Raw genomic sequence first — 15,567 nt, forward strand, 5'->3', positions numbered from 1 at the left:
GTTTGGAAACGTTCTAGCCTTGCGACTGGCCTCCGTCAAACGGGCCTGCCTCCTCCACGAAACAGCCAACCCTATCGGCCATCTGTTCAGCGGAGATGTCTCTGCGGAAAAAGTCAACAAAACCATGTCCGGGCAGAGTGAGATAAGTGAAGGTGGAATGATCCATCAGGTAATACCCGTCGTCCTCTTCACCCTTGCGGAAATAGGTCCGGTAAGCGTCACTTGCAGCCTTCACCTGTTCCGGGCTGCCCGTCAGGCCGAGCATTCGAGGATGCAGATAATCGGTGAATTCCGCCAGCACCTCCGGCGTGTCGCGTTCCGGGTCAATGGTGATGAAGACCGGCTGTACGTCCATGCCGCGCTCTTCTAGCAGCGCAACCGCGTCGGCGTTGCGCGCCGCATCCATGGGGCAGATGTCGGGACAATAGGTGTAGCCGAAATAGATCAGCGACGGTGTCGACAACACATCCGCATCCGTGACCGTCTCGCCAGTCTCATCAACAAGGGTGAATGGGCCGCCGATATCTCCGCCACCCCCTGCAATCGCGCCACCCCTGCATTGCGCAAACTCTTCATCCCCAGCCCCGCGTGTGAGGACCCACGTGACGCCAAGGACCACGACCAAAAGCGCGCTGGCTGCAATTGCGATCATGCGTGTCATGACAAGAACTCCCGAGTGAAAAGCGATTGAACACCGTCAGTGGGGCACATAACCTCATCGACGCGGGACGCAATGAGACGAAGGCGCGCAGATGTCCGAAGCTGATAACCCGTTTCCACTTGCACATGAGGCGCGCGGGGGCTGGGTCCGGCTCCGGACGCTCATCCTGTTGCGATGGATGGCGATTCTGGGGCAGCTCATCGCGCTCGAAGTCGCACAGCGCCTCTACAATCTGCAACTCGAACTGGGCCTATGTTATTTTGCGCTCGGGCTGTCGGTGATCGCAAACCTCGTGGCGATGTTCGTCTTTCCGCAGAACAAGCGCCTCTCGGAAGTCGAGAACTTCCTGATGTTCCTGTTCGATCTGCTGCAACTCAGCTTCTTGCTCTACCTCACGGGCGGGCTGCACAATCCCTTCGCCGTTCTGATCCTTGGGCCAGTCACGCTCTCTGCTGCTGCGCTGTCGACCCGGTCGACGATCCTGCTTGCCGCGGCGGCGATCCTGTTGGTGACGGCGCTGGCCGAGTATCACCTGACATTGCAAACGGAGATGGGCTTCGTGCTGCGTGTTCCTGATGTCTTCGTGTTCGGTCACTGGGTCGCGCTGGTCATCGCCATAGTCTTCCTGTCTATCAACGCCCGGCGGATCACGGCGGAGCTTCATTCCATGCAGGACGCCCTCACAGCGACGAACATGGCACTCGCCCGCGAACAGAAGCTGACCGACCTTGGCGGTGTCGTGGCCGCTGCGGCGCATGAACTCGGAACGCCCCTCGCCACCATAAAACTGACCAGCTCGGAACTTGCTGAGGAGCTACAGACGCAGCCCGAACTCCTCGAAGATGCCCTCCTTATCCGCGAGCAGGCAGACCGCTGCCGCGACATCCTGCAGGGAATGGGCCGCGCCGGAAAATCCGATCCACATTTGCGCCAAGCCCCCCTCATGGCCGTACTGCGGGAGGCGGCGGAGCCTCATCAATCGCGGGGTATCGAAGTGCTCTTTTCCGAGCATCCCGCACGGCCGGGCCTGCCGCAGCCCTCTGTCCTGCGCCGGCCTGAGATTATCCACGGATTGCGCAACCTGTTCCAGAACGCCGTTGATTTCGCGCATTCACGGGTCTGGGTCGATGCATCGTGGTCAGAGGATGAAATACGCCTGCGGATCATGGACAACGGCCCGGGTTTTCCGCCCGCGATCCTCGGCCGGATCGGGGACCCCTTCGTTCGCCACCGCGCCCCGGACACCGAGCGCGCGCGCCCGGAATACCAAGGCATGGGCCTTGGGTTGTTCATCTCCAAGACGCTTCTGGAACGGACCGGCGCTGAACTCAGCTTTGCCAATGGCAGTGATCCATTTCTCAGCCTGCCCGAGCAGGGTGAGCAAAGCGGGGCGGTTGTCGAAGTTATCTGGCCCCGTCATTCGATTGACGCGGCGACCGCCACTCATGACAGTGTTGCGCTTAACACGCACTAGTTGCATGATCGCCGAAACGCACCTCTTCGGTGATGTATGTATTAACAGTCTGTTAACGATACCAGACGACGGTGCACCGGTATTGCAGCAGGGTCGCCTATCTTGGATTTGACACTAACGCATTTGGTCGTCATCGGCCTCAGCGCCGTGACAGCAGCGATGATGTTCGTCCTGCTCAAAGCGCCCGCATCGGTGCGGCCGCCGTCCATGCCTGCACCCGAACCCTGTGCGGATCTTGTCTTTCTCTTCGACAAGGAGGCGCTGGTGGATTGTACCGCGCCCGGCCTGATACGATCCGACGCCTCCGGGCCGAAATCGGACTGGGATCTGCTTTTACAGAGCTTTACCCAGCGCTTTGCCGGTCTACCGGGCCGACCTTCGGACGTGGACGAGGACGAGCCGCTCGAATGCCGATCAACATGTGAGGAAGACCCCGCGCGCGTTCTGATCCGCCGCGAAGGCGCGCGAACCATCGTGCGACTGCATCAGCCTGTCCCACAGGATATCGGTCAGATCCTCTATGAGCAGAACTCTCTCAAACGGCAGGTCGAACAGCTGACCTATATGCTGGAAAATGCTCCTGCGCCGATCTGGCACCTCAATACCCGCGAAGAGATCGATTTTGCCAATGCCGCCTATCGTGGCCTCTCCGGCGCGCCGTCGGATGCTGTGGATGATGAGGGCCGGCTGCGGCAGGTGTTTGAGCCAGCCAGCGTACTCTCGGACGGACCGCAGCGCCAAGCCATTGCCGAACCAGACGGGGCCCGCCGTTGGTACGATATCCACTCTGTCCGCCTACCGACCGGAACCCATAACTTTGCGGTCGATATCGACGCTGTCGTCAATTCCGAGGCCGCCCAGCGCAATTTCGTCCAGACATTGGCCAAAACCTTCGCGCAGCTTTCGACGGGTCTCGCCATCTTTGATCGCAATCGGCAATTGGTGTTGTTCAATCCCGCGTTGATCGACCTGACCAAATTGCCGGTCGATTTCCTCAGCTCTCGCCCCGCGCTGCTCTCATTTTTCGACCATATGCGGGAATCCAAGGTGATGCCCGAGCCCAAGAACTACGCCAGTTGGCGGGAAAATATCGGCGCGCTGGTATCTGAAGCGGGGGATGGAAAGTATTCCGAACTCTGGAGCTTGCCCTCCGGCCTTACCTATCGCGTCACAGGACGGCCCCATCCCGATGGCGCGCTTGCCTTCCTGTTTGAAGATATTACCGCCGAGATCACCCTGACCCGTGGGTTCCGCGCCGAACTGGAACTCAGCAAATCGCTGCTCGATAACCTCGGCGAAGCCGTGGCCGTGTTTAGCAACAGCGGTGTTCTTTCCCTGAGCAACAAGGCCTACCGCGATCTGTGGAACATGGATCACCAGACCGCTTTTTCAGAGATCACCGTGTTCGATTCCTCTCAGACGTGGAACGAGGAACGCGGCCCTTCCCCGCATTGGCAGGACATCTGTGATTTTGTTCTGAACAATCGCGACCGAACCGAATGGGCCGCGATCATCGGCAAGTTGCGCCTGCGCGTGGTCCCGCTCAGCGGCGGCGCAACGATGGTGAGTTTTCGCTATCAGGATGTGGCCGCCGTACCCAACGCCAAGGCTACGGCCGCGTCACACTGAGCCTACCTTGCAGGCAGGGATCAGTGCGGTATTGATTGCGTCATGCCCGCCCCGATACACCCCCTCCGCGACCGCGCCTTTTACCTTCCCGACGCGGAGGCGACGGCGGCGCTTGCTGCGCGAATGGCCCCGTATGTCGGCCCCGGTCGAGTGCTTCTCCTTGTCGGCGATATCGGAGCTGGCAAAAGCCATTTCGCCCGCGCGCTGATCCATGCGCGTTCTGGTCCGATCGACGTCCCCTCGCCCACCTATACCTTGGTTCAGACCTACCCCGACCCGGAGGCCGAAATCTGGCACGCCGACCTATACCGTTTGGGCGATCCGGACGAATGCCTGGAGCTGGGCCTGACCGAAGCGTTTGAGACCGCGTTCTGCATGATCGAATGGCCCGACCGGTTGGGTGATCTCTCACCCGAAGGCGCGCTGACACTGACCCTCGAGCAAGAGGGAGAGGGACGCCGCGGGCGGTTTGCGTGGCGTAACCCGGACTGGGATGAGGTGGTCGATGCACTCGGAGCTTAGGGATTTCCTCGCACGCGCAGGCTGGGAAAATGCCGAACCCGAAGCGATGCAGGGCGATGCCTCGACCAAGGAGTTCATGCGACTGTCGGATGGCCTCCGCCGTGCTGTCTTCATGAAGGATACCCCGGATGTCACCGGGCGCTTTGTGAATGTCGCCGCGCTCTTGAATGGCCTTGGAGTATCCGCCCCGGCGATATTCTCGCAGGATATCGAACAGGGCTATCTCTTGATGCAGGATCTCGGCGACGACGTGTTCGCGGCGCGCCTTGCGCATGATCCGTCGCAAGAGCGGGATCTGTATACCCTCGCGACGGATGTGTTGCTCCGCCTCGGCGAAGGCCCCGCTCCGGATTTGCCCCTCTATACGCCGCAGGTCATGGCTGCGCAGGCCGTTGAGGTGTTGCCCCATTTCGCGCCGGATGTGGACGCAGCCGCCCTCAGGTCAGAATTGGTTGCCGCGGCAGGGGCTTTGCCGGACTGCGATCCCGTTCTGATGCTCCGGGATTATCATGCGGAAAACCTGATTCTTTTGCCCCGAAAGCAAGGTGTCGAACGCGCCGGATTGATCGACTTTCAGGATGCGATGTGCGCCCATCCTGCCTATGATCTCGTCTCGCTCCTGCAGGATGCTCGGCGCGACGTGTCTCCCCAAATCGTTGCCGAATGTACCTCACGCTTCGCGGCATGCTCCGGCATCCCCGTCGCAGAACTCGATACCGCAATGGCCCTTTTCGGGACAGGCCGTGCGCTACGCATCCTCGGAATTTTCGCCCGTCTCGCCGCGCAACAGGGCAAGACTCGCTACCTGGACTTTGTCCCCCGTGTCCGGGCGCATCTGGCGGCCAACCTCGCACACCCCGCGCTGAAGGGTGTGCGCGATCTTTTGGAAAGCATAGTTCGACCATGAACCGACCCGAAGCCGTTATGCTCTTTGCCGCCGGACTTGGAAGCCGGATGGGGCCGTTGACGGCAGATAGGCCCAAACCGATGGTGCCTGTCGCGGGCCGGCCGCTCATCGACCACGCCTTGGATCATGTCGATGCCTATGACCCTGCCCGGCGCGTCGCGAATGTCCACTACAAGCCAGAGACCTTGATCGCGCACCTGAAGAACCGTGGCGTTACCATTTCCGATGAACGGGGAGCTCTTCTGGAAACTGGTGGCGGCCTGCGCGCGGCGCTCCCGCTATTGGGTGACGGGCCAGTGTTCACCATGAACACCGACGCCGTTTTCAGCGGGCCGAACCCGCTCGATTTTCTGGCGCAAGCTTGGGATCCCCGCGCGATGGACGCGCTGCTGCTCTGCCTTCCCTCCGAACGCGCGCACGGGCACACAGGATCTGGGGATTTCATCGTGGGGCCTGACGGACGGCTCTCTCGCGGTCCCGGAAAGATCTATACCGGCGTTCAGATCCTCAAGACCGACGGCCTCGCACGGATCTCCGACACGGCGTTCTCTCTCAACCTGCTCTGGGATGATATGTTGTCGGACGGACGGCTTTTTGGGGCATGTTACCCATCGGAATGGTGCGACGTCGGAACGCCGGCGGGGGTCGCTGCCGCAGAAGCGATGTTGGGGGATCATGATGTTTGAGCGTGAAAGCCCGCGTCTCTTCGGCCTGCCCTGCGGAGTGGATTTCGCAGAAGAACTGGTACAGGGATTGCGCAACAGGCTTGCCGACCAGCCGCCCGAGGCAATGGCGCGGGTTGAGCTTTTCGTAAGCACCCGCCGCATGGCCCGCCGTATCCGGGCCGTCTTTGATGCAGGTCCACCAACGTTGCTCCCGCGTATCAGGCTCATCACCGATCTGGCGCAGGACCCGACCTTTCCGGATTTTCCGCCCGCAGTTCCGGGGCTTCGCCGACGTCTGGAACTCACACAACTCGTCTCCAAGCTGCTCGACACGTCGGAAACGCTGGCGCCCCGCGCGGCGCTGTTCGACCTCGCCGATAGCCTTGCCTCACTGCTCGACGAAATGCAGGGCGAAGGCGTCCCGCCATCGGTTGTCGCAGGATTGGATGTGAGCGAGCACTCCGGACACTGGCAGCGGACCCAAGCTTTTCTCGACCTCGTCAGCCGCTATTTCGAAGACGACGCCGAGCCGGATATGGAGCAGCGGCAACGCCGCATCGTCGAAACACTCGCGCGTCTGTGGGAAAACGCACCCCCAGAGCACCCGATCATCGTCGCCGGTTCCACCGGATCACGCGGGACAACCGCTCTGTTCCTCCGGGCCGTCCTGCGGTTGCCACAAGGGGCCGTGGTCCTGCCCGGTGTCGATACGCATCAGCCGCGCGAAGTCTGGGACCAGATGAGCGATGCTCTCTCCTGCGAGGACCACCCCCAGTTTCGCTTCGTCCGGATCGCCCACGACGCCGGGATGCACCCCGCCGACATCCCCGGCTGGACCGGGACACCGGCCCCATGCCCGCCGCGGAATGCGCTCATGTCGCTCGCTCTGCGTCCCGCCCCGGTGACCGACCAGTGGTTGCGCGATGGCCCGCAATTGACCGGCTTGGGAGAGGCTTGCGCCAGCATGACGCTGCTGGATGCCCCGACCCGCAGACAAGAAGCGCTCGCCATTGCGCTTCGGCTGAGAAAAGCGGCGGAGGATGGCACCATCGCCGCGCTGATCACCCCTGACCGGATGCTGACCCGGCAGGTCGCCGCCACTCTGGACCGTTGGGGAATTCGCCCGGACGATTCCGCGGGCATTCCCCTGCCGCTTACCCCTGCGGGTCGTCTCTTGCGTCAAGTTGGCAGCCTGATGGGTGGGGAAATCACCGCCGAAGCGCTCCTTGGCCTGATGAAACATCCGCTCGTCCACAGGGGTGTCGATCGTGGTCCTCACCTCAACCGGACCCGGGATCTGGAATTGCACATCCGGCGCAAAGGGATGCCATTTCCGACGCGCGATGTGCTGCACGGCTGGGCGGAACGGCGAGAAACGGACACAGGCGCCAAGGCGTGGGTCGATTGGATTTTCGATACGGCAAACCCCTGTGCCGCTTTGGAGCAAGACGCGCTCAGCGGATTTGTCGCGCGCCATATCTCGGCGGCGGAGGCGTTCTGCGCGGGGGCGAATGCGACGGAGACCTGTCCGCTCTGGGACGGCGAGGCCGGAGAAGAGGCCGCACGGATCGTAGGGGAGTTGCGCGACGAGGCCCACCATGGTGGCAGCATGTCCGCCCATGACTACGGCAACCTGTTTCGCGCCATCCTGAACCGGGGCGAGGTGCGCGAGACCGCGACCCCACACCCGAAAGTGTTGATCTGGGGCACGATGGAAGCGCGGATGCAGGGCGCGGACCTGCTCATTCTTGCTGGGCTCAATGACGGAAGCTGGCCCGAACCGCCCGCGCCGGACCCGTGGCTCAACCGCGAGATGCGCCATCGTGCCGGCCTGCTCCTGCCTGATCGGCGCATCGGCCTTTCGGCACACGATTTTCAGCAGGCCATGGGCGGAGCCGAAGTCTGGCTCAGTCGGTCGATCCGGTCGGACGAGGCAGAGACCGTGCCCTCACGCTGGCTAAGCCGCCTCACCAACCTGCTTGAAGGTCTGCCAATGCTTGGCGGTCCTGATCGGCTGGCCGAAATGCGCGCACGCGGGGCGGAATGGCTGAAGCTCGCGCAGGCTCTGGAAGATCCGGGCATCGCGCCCCGCGCGCCGCGCCCTTCGCCAAAACCGCCTGTGGAATTCCGGCCAAAGCAACTGTCGGTGACAGAAATTTCCCGTCTCATCCGCGATCCCTATGCAATCCATGCGCGCCATGTGCTTCGCCTCAAACGGCTCGATCCCATCACTCAGTCTCCCGATGCTCCGCTACGCGGGACGGCGATCCATGACGTGCTCGACACTTTCTTGCGCCGCGTGATCGAAGACCCGTCGCGGCTCAACCGGGCGGATTTGCTCGCCACGGCGGAGGCACAACTGGAGGGGCTGGTCCCATGGCCCGCGACCCGAGCAATCTGGATCGCCCGGATCGGCCGGTTTGCCGATTGGTTCATCGAGCAGGAAAAACGGCGGCGGCTTGATGCCCTTCCCGTCGGCACCGAGTTGCGGGGGCGTATGCACATCGGGATGCCGGACTTCACCCTGACGGCAATGGCCGACCGTATCGACCGGCGGGCCGATGGCGCGCTTGTGCTTCTCGACTACAAGACCGGCAAACCCAAAACCCCAACTCAACAACGCGCCTTTGAAAAGCAGCTTTTGCTGGAGGCCGTGATGGCTGAAGCAGGGGCGTTTGAGGGCCTTGATCCCGCGCCAGTGGCACAGGCGGTCTACGTGGGGCTGACAAGCAAACCGGCCGATGTTCTGGCCCCGATCGACAAGGAACCGCCCGCGGAAACGCTGGAAGGGTTGCGCGCCCTCATCGCGGCCTATCTCGACCCAGAGACCGGGTTCACCGCGCGGCGGGCGATGGAAAAACAGGGCTTTGGCTCCGATTACGATACACTTTCGCGGTTCGGAGAATGGGATGAGACGCAAGACCCGGAACCGGAGATCCTGATATGAGCCCCCGCGATGACGCAACCGAACGACAGGTCCGCGCGGCGCATCCTGCCCGTTCGACATGGCTTTCGGCGAATGCGGGATCGGGCAAGACCCGCGTTCTGACCGACCGCGTGGCGCGGCTATTGCTCACCGGTGCGGACCCGCGCCATATCCTGTGCCTCACCTACACCAAGGCCGCTGCGAGCGAGATGCAAAACCGGCTTTTCCGGCGTCTTGGCGCATGGGCCATGCTGCCCGATGCGGAGCTTCGCACAGCGCTGGATGAGTTGGGCGCGGATGCCGATGCCAGTCCAGAGACGCTCCGCCGCGCACGTACGCTTTTCGCCAGCGCGATCGAGACACCCGGCGGTCTGAAGATCCAGACGATCCACTCGTTTTGCTCGGCCCTGCTAAGACGATTTCCCCTCGAAGCCGGGGTCAGCCCGGATTTTACCGAAATCGAAGATCGCGCAGCGGACCTGCTTCGCGGGCAGGTTCTCGACGATATGGCCGCTGGACCCGACGTATCGCTGCTGAAAGGCATCGCCGCCTATATCGGGGACGAACAGATTGCGGCGCTGATCTCCGAGATCATCCGGAACCGGGCAGCGTTCCAAGCCGATCTTGGTGAAAGCGCGATCTTCGCGGCGCTCGACCTCCGTGAAGGCTCCGCTCCCCAAGACGCGTTGTCCATCGCGTTCGACGGCAGCGAGAAGTATTTGGCCCAAGCCATCCTTGGCATTTGCGCTGAGCAGACCAAAACTTACAAAGAGTTCGCAGCGGACCTCGCAAATCTTGATCTGGAGGCGCCCGGCTGGCCGGAGTTCGAGGGCGTTTGCGACCTGTTTCTCTACAAATCCGGGGAAACCGCGGGGGAATCCAAATCCCGTAACTTCCCTCAGGCAAACCACAAGAAGGCGGTGGAGGCGTTCGCGCCCATCATCGATGAGTTGCACGCCTTCATGGATCGCGTGGCGGAGGCGAAACGCTTCTTGGGGGCGGTCAATGCCGCGCAAAAGACGCTGGCCTTGCATCGCTTCGCAAAGGCCTTCCTGCAGCGCTACGAGGCGGCGAAACTTGCGCGGGGATGGCTTGATTTCGACGACCTGATCCTCAAGGCGCGCGGGCTGGTAACCGATCCGAGGCTGGCGCAATGGGTGCTCTATCGGCTGGATGGTGGGATCGATCATATCCTCGTCGACGAGGCGCAGGATACCAGCCCCTTACAGTGGGATGTGGTAAAGCGACTGACCGAAGAATTCACCAGTGGCGCGGGCGCAAGGCCCGAAGCGATACGAACGCTGTTTGTTGTCGGTGACGTGAAGCAATCGATCTACTCCTTTCAAGGGGCCGATCCGGACGCGTTCTCCGAAATGCGGAACCGGTTCGGCCAACGTTTCGAAGAAGTCGACCACCCGTTTCAGGTGCTGGAGTTGCAGCACTCCTTCAGGTCCTCACCCGCCATTCTCGAAGCTGTCGATCATACATTCGCCACGCCTCGTGATGCCGGACTGGGGCAGAGTTCCGATCACCGGGCCTTTCACGCGCAAATGCCGGGCCGCGTCGATCTTTGGCCTGTTGTCGAACCTCCCGAGACACCCGAAGATGGCCCGTGGTACGCGCCCATAGACCAACCTGCGCAAAACGACGCGGCGGTGATGCTTGCCCAGCGGATCGCCGGTGAAATCCGCCGGATGATCGACGAAGAAACGCTTCCCGCCCATGGCGGAGCCCGCAGAGCCGTGCGGGCGGGTGACATCCTCATTCTTGTTCAACGTCGCAGCCCGCTGTTCCATGAGATCATCCGCGCCTGCAAGGTGGAGGGCCTGGACGTCGCGGGCGCGGACAGGCTCAAGGTCGGCTCGGAACTCGCAGTGCGGGATCTGGCGGCGCTTCTGTCTTTCCTCGCACTGCCCGAAGACGACCTCTCTCTCGCCACCGCGCTGCGATCACCGATATTCGGGTGGTCCGAACAGGAGGTTTTCGACCTCGCCGCGCGGCGGGGGCCGAAATTTCTCTGGGAAGAACTGCGCCGTCGACAGGCAGAGTTTCCGCAGACGATGGAGGTCATCCAAGATCTTCGCCGCGAGGCGGATTTCCTGCGTCCTTACGAACTTATCGAACGGGTGCTGACCCGTCATGACGGTCGGCGACGGATCCTCGCGCGGCTTGGCGTCGAGGCAGAGGACGGAATAGACGCCCTGCTTTCCCAAGCTCTCGGATATGAACGGACGGAGGTTCCGAGCCTGACGGGTTTTCTGACGTGGATGCAGACCGACGATCTGGAAATAAAACGCCAGATGGACAGTGCCGGTGACAAGATCCGGGTCATGACCGTGCATGGCGCGAAGGGGCTTGAGGCACCGATTGTCATCCTGCCCGATACCGCCGTTCGTCGTGCGCGGCAGGGGGACGCACTGCTGGAAATCGATCAGAACGTCTTCTGGCGGGTTCCTGCGCCGGAGATGCCCGAGGTGTATCGCGAATCCTCCGAGCGACTTCGTGCCCGCGATGAGGCCGAACGTATGCGCCTGCTGTATGTGGCGATGACGCGCGCGGAAAGTTGGCTGATCGTCGCCGCGGCGGGGAATGTGGGGTCCGAGGAGCAAAGCTGGTATGGATGCGTGGAGGCCGGTCTCGATAGCCTTGGCACCCCGGCATACGAATTTGCCTTCGGGACCGGACGACGCCATCAAACCGGGGATTGGTCGCGCCCCGACAGCGTTTTGGCGCCGCCTCCGGTTTCGCCGCTGCCAAACCTTCCGGACTGGGCCACTCACCGCGCAGCCCCTGCCAAACCCCTGCCCGAACCCGTGACCCCGAGCGCGCTTGGCGGGGCGAAAGCGCTCCCGGGCGAAGCTGGATTGGATGAAGAGACGGCCAAGCGGCGCGGTACGCAAATTCACCTTCTGCTGGAACATCTTCCCGGCCTCCCGGCCCGGGACCTGGAAGCGATCGCTGCCCGTCTGCTCCCGAACGCGGATCCCGCCGAGCGGGAGGCGGCCCTGAGCGCGACCTCCGCCTTGCTCGACACTCCGAACCTGCGCGCGGTCTTTGCGCCAGAGACGCTCGCCGAAGTCCCTGTGTCCGTGATGATCGGTGGCGTACGGATACATGGGGTCATTGATCGCCTGATCGTGGAAGAGACCAGAGTACTTGCCATAGACTTCAAGACAAACCGCGTCGTTCCCCGCCGCCCGGAAGAGTGCCCCGAAGGACTGCTTCGTCAGATGGGCGCCTATGCAGGGGCGCTTGGGCAGATCTATCCGGACCGCAGGGTTGAAACCGCCATCCTCTGGACCGAAACGCACGAGTTGATGACCCTGCCGCACGATCTTGTGACCGCCGCCTTCACCCGCGCGGAGTTGCCTTGACGGCCAACTGCACGGTGCTTACCTTCCGCTCCCGACGCCCCACACATACCTATGGAGAAGACATCATGGCCACAGTTGCCGTCACCGATGAGACATTCGACGCCGAAGTCCGCAGTTCCGACGTTCCCGTCGTCGTGGACTTCTGGGCGGAATGGTGCGGCCCCTGTAAGCAGATTGGCCCCGCGCTAGAAGAGCTTGCAGCCGAATACGATGGCCGGATCAAGGTCGCGAAAGTCGATGTGGATTCCAATCCGAACACGGCCGCAGCGATGGGCGTTCGCGGTATTCCCGCGCTGTTCCTGTTCAAGGACGGCCAGCCCATTTCCAACAAGACCGGTGCCGCGCCCAAGGCCGCACTGAAAAAATGGATCGAAGAGGCAATCTGAACCAGATTTCTCAGGTTGAGAGAAAGGCGCCCCTTTGGGCGCCTTTTTCATGCCAAGTCGTCGGAATCGGGCGTTGCCGGAAGCCACATATGAAAGGTGCTGCCTTCTCCTTCCACGCTCTCGGCCGTCAGGCGCCCTCCCGCTTCCGTCACAAGGCGCTGTGAAATCGACAGGCCAAGGCCTGTCCCCTCCGCCTGCTTTGTCGTGAAGAACGGATCAAAGATATGGCGCAAGGTTTCACGGGACATGCCGACACCTGTATCGGCCACGGTGATGATCACCCCGTCATTGGCATCCTCGACCGAGATGCTCAGCCGACCTTCTTGTTTGACCGCATGCAGGGCATTGATGATCAGGTTGACCACCACCTGTTGCAACTCCGTCCGCTCCATCGGCACGGTGCGGATGCTTTGCAGTGAAGTCTCGACCTCTATGCGGGCGGCATCAAGCTCGTGCCGTGTGAGCAACAGACAGTCGTTCACCACTTCGGAGGGAGAAGCAGTGTGGTCGCTCCCCGAAAACTCCCCCGGTCGGGAAAACTGAAGCAACCGAGAGACGATTGCCCCGATCCGGTGCACTTGATCGTCGATCAGCTTGAATTCCGTCGCGGCCTTGTCGGCCTCCGGCCCCAATAGGCCACGCGCCACATCAAGATTGCCCTGAATGACCGCGATGGGGTTGTTGATCTCATGCGCCACTCCGGCGGTAATCTCCCCGACAGCTGCGAGCTTTTCGGACATGATCAACCTTTCGGTTGCCTCTTCGAGCCGCCGGTTGCTGTCACGCAAATCGGCTGTACGCTCCTCCACCTTCTGGTTCAATTCGGAGGCCCATCCCCGCAAGCGGCGGTCACGTTCCTGCACCTGATCCAGCAGCGTATCGAGATGGGCCGCCACGCGGGTAATCTCATTCTCGGCCCCGATGTCGCCGTTGCGCGCATTGAGATCTCCCGCCTCGACCCGTGCGATCGTCTGCGTCATGCGTTCCAGAGGTTTGAAGATCAGACCCGCCCAGCGGAGAAACACCGGAACGAGGAGCAGGGCAAGGACCAGAAAGGTCAGGGTTCCCGTCATGAACGGTGTAATCTTGGCCTGTTGGAACGGAGCTTCGAGAAAGCCGACATACAGCATGCCGACCCGTTCACCGCGGCTGTTCTGAATCGGTCGATAGGCGGATATGTACCAGTCATCCACGACGAAAGCCCGATCGAGCCAGGTTTCCCCCTCGACCAGCACGCGGTCATGCACCGCCTCTGACACCCTCGTCCCAAGGGCGCGCACCCCTTCGAACAGCCGAACATTGGTCGAGATGCGCACATCATCAAGAAAGAGCGTGGCGGTCCCCTGACTTCCTTCCGGTAGACTGCGGTCGCGATAGACCAAGTCGTTGATCGTATCGATGAAGGCAAGATTTCGGTTGAGCAGGATCCCCCCGACAAGCGCCATTTCCCGGCCATCGGGCATCCGGACGGGGGCCGCCGCGTGTACGATCATCCCCCGATCCTCTACCTCGCGTGTGCTGGCCCGCGCCGCCTCGGTATCGACCAAGGGAATGGCCGCGCGCACCGCCAAACCGGGGGAAAGCGCATCCAATTCGGTGGCGTCCAGAATATCGACCGCGCTTTGCCGCGCACCATCAAGTGCGCTTCGCACGACGGGCCAGTCTGCGGGGACAAACCCCGGCCACGGCGCGCTGCGTCCGTCGGTAAGATACAGGAAATCAAGCCCGGCGTCGCGCTTGCGTTGCGCGATGACATCGGCGCGCGCTGCCGGCTCATCCACCACGGAAGCAAAGGCCGCCGAATCCGCAAGAGCCGCGATCCGCTCCCCCGCGTTCTCCTGCAACCGGCGCAGGTACTGATCCGCGATCGTCAGATCCCCGTTAACCTTCACGATCAACAGATCGTCCAGCCGTGAAGACCAACGCTGCATCGTGGTTCCAAGCAATAGCGGAAAGAGCACAAGCATGGGGAGCAGCGCGATCAGCAGAAGCCGTACCCGAATGGAGCGGGTAATCGTCATGATGTGATTTTCCCCCTTTTGAGATGCGCGACCTGACCGTCTTTGGTCATGGAAAGGCGCGCGACGCCAGCCTGCGCAATCTCTCAAGCCGCAGGGTGGCGGCAAAGGACCGATCCCGCAAGCGTGCAGGTATGCTGACCCAATCCATAAGGAGGCGGACACGCAACAGATACCCCACCGAAGGGTCCTCCGGCCCCACCAGAGTATAGCCGCGAAAGAATCCTGCGAGCGCCTCGGGTGGTACAACATGGCCCTCGGGAATTTGCGCGGGGTCCGCGTGAAGACCCGTGAAATGCAAGAGCAGCCGCGCAATATCGAAGCCGACCGGCGCGCTGTGAAGTGCGGTGAAGTCGATACCCGCGCTCTTTGGTCCATCGAGCAGGATATTGCGCAAGTTCATGTCGCCGTGCGTCGCGGACGACATGGTTTCCCGACCTTCGAAATTCGAGGCGAGCGCGATGCAGTCGCCGGCGTGACGCTTGAAGAGACGCGGATTGGCCACGGCGATCTCGTTCCGGTCAAGCTGACCCAGAAGATGGGCGATGTGATCACGCATGAACCTCGGTTGGAACGTTCGGGCTTCAGGGCCGCTCGCCCGGTGAAACGCTGCAATCCAGCGCCCTGCCCTTTCCAGCACCTCAGCGGCATCACCCCCGGCTTCGAGATGCGCCTGCGCGGTTTCACCCGGAACCGCCGCCATGATCATTGCGCGATCCTTTGACGACGCAGCGAGCACTCGGGGAACTGACGCAGAGTCTCCTCCCATCGCCACGCAGGCACGTTTCTGTGCGGCGAGGGCGGTCGCAAATCCCTCATCTTTCGGGCGATATATCTGCTTGAAGACGACTTCGTGATCCGAGCTTGCGTAGATCTGCACGAGGTGGTCCCGGCGCGCATCCCTTTTGCGCCATTCCCGCCTGACATGGTATCGAGAGGCCTCGATCCCGCAGTCGGCGGCAATTCGCGCCCAGACCTCTTCAGTCCGCTCCATCTCCGCCCCGT

At 62.1% G+C, this 15,567-nt stretch carries 11 protein-coding genes; 8 read left to right on the plus strand and 3 right to left on the minus strand.

All coding sequences use genetic code 11. From position 1 onward, the window contains the following. Positions 1-13 precede the first annotated feature (13 nt). Positions 14-661, minus strand: a complete 648-nt coding sequence (locus tag BM234_RS12220) for an SCO family protein (RefSeq protein WP_092065379.1) — start codon at positions 659-661, stop codon at positions 14-16. Positions 662-752: 91 nt separating this feature from the next. Here BM234_RS12220 and regB point away from each other — a divergent pair, with 91 nt between their 5' ends. From regB to trxA, 8 genes are all read left to right on the plus strand, one after another. Continuing rightward, positions 753-2,135: a sensor histidine kinase RegB gene (regB, locus tag BM234_RS12225; RefSeq protein WP_092065381.1), complete on the plus strand. Its 1,383-nt coding sequence runs from the start codon at positions 753-755 to the stop codon at positions 2,133-2,135. A gap of 102 nt (positions 2,136-2,237) precedes the next feature. After that, entirely contained in the window at positions 2,238-3,764 is a 1,527-nt protein-coding gene (locus tag BM234_RS12230) for a PAS-domain containing protein (RefSeq protein ID WP_092065383.1), read from the plus strand. A gap of 42 nt (positions 3,765-3,806) precedes the next feature. Beyond that, complete coding sequence (gene tsaE, locus BM234_RS12235; protein WP_092065385.1) at positions 3,807-4,286, plus strand: tRNA (adenosine(37)-N6)-threonylcarbamoyltransferase complex ATPase subunit type 1 TsaE; 480 nt, start codon at positions 3,807-3,809, stop codon at positions 4,284-4,286. Then, the gene (locus tag BM234_RS12240) at positions 4,270-5,193 is read left to right on the plus strand and encodes an aminoglycoside phosphotransferase family protein (RefSeq protein WP_175501266.1); all 924 of its coding nucleotides are present in this window, start codon (positions 4,270-4,272) and stop codon (positions 5,191-5,193) included. Before tsaE ends, BM234_RS12240 begins: the two co-directional genes overlap by 17 nt. Beyond that, entirely contained in the window at positions 5,190-5,879 is a 690-nt protein-coding gene (locus tag BM234_RS12245) for a nucleotidyltransferase family protein (protein WP_092065389.1), read from the plus strand. Before BM234_RS12240 ends, BM234_RS12245 begins: the two co-directional genes overlap by 4 nt. Beyond that, a complete protein-coding gene (addB, locus tag BM234_RS12250) occupies positions 5,872-8,805 on the plus strand; it encodes a double-strand break repair protein AddB (protein ID WP_092065391.1) in 2,934 nt (977 codons plus the stop codon). Before BM234_RS12245 ends, addB begins: the two co-directional genes overlap by 8 nt. After that, a complete protein-coding gene (addA, locus tag BM234_RS12255; protein ID WP_092065393.1) occupies positions 8,802-12,158 on the plus strand; it encodes a double-strand break repair helicase AddA in 3,357 nt (1,118 codons plus the stop codon). Before addB ends, addA begins: the two co-directional genes overlap by 4 nt. Before the next feature lie 65 nt (positions 12,159-12,223). Then, positions 12,224-12,544 carry a thioredoxin gene (gene trxA / locus BM234_RS12260; protein ID WP_092065395.1) on the plus strand — a complete coding sequence of 107 codons (321 nt, stop codon included), beginning with the start codon at positions 12,224-12,226 and terminating at the stop codon, positions 12,542-12,544. Positions 12,545-12,591: 47 nt separating this feature from the next. On the opposite strand, the gene BM234_RS12265 is transcribed toward trxA, so the two are convergent. Both BM234_RS12265 and BM234_RS12270 read right to left on the minus strand, forming a co-directional pair. Continuing rightward, the gene (locus BM234_RS12265; RefSeq protein ID WP_092065397.1) at positions 12,592-14,565 is read right to left on the minus strand and encodes a sensor histidine kinase; all 1,974 of its coding nucleotides are present in this window, start codon (positions 14,563-14,565) and stop codon (positions 12,592-12,594) included. A gap of 46 nt (positions 14,566-14,611) precedes the next feature. Further along, entirely contained in the window at positions 14,612-15,556 is a 945-nt protein-coding gene (locus tag BM234_RS12270) for a phosphotransferase (protein ID WP_175501267.1), read from the minus strand. Between the last annotated feature and the right edge of the window lie 11 nt (positions 15,557-15,567).

This window comes from Poseidonocella pacifica (genome assembly GCF_900111875.1).
Lineage (GTDB): Bacteria > Pseudomonadota > Alphaproteobacteria > Rhodobacterales > Rhodobacteraceae > Poseidonocella > Poseidonocella pacifica.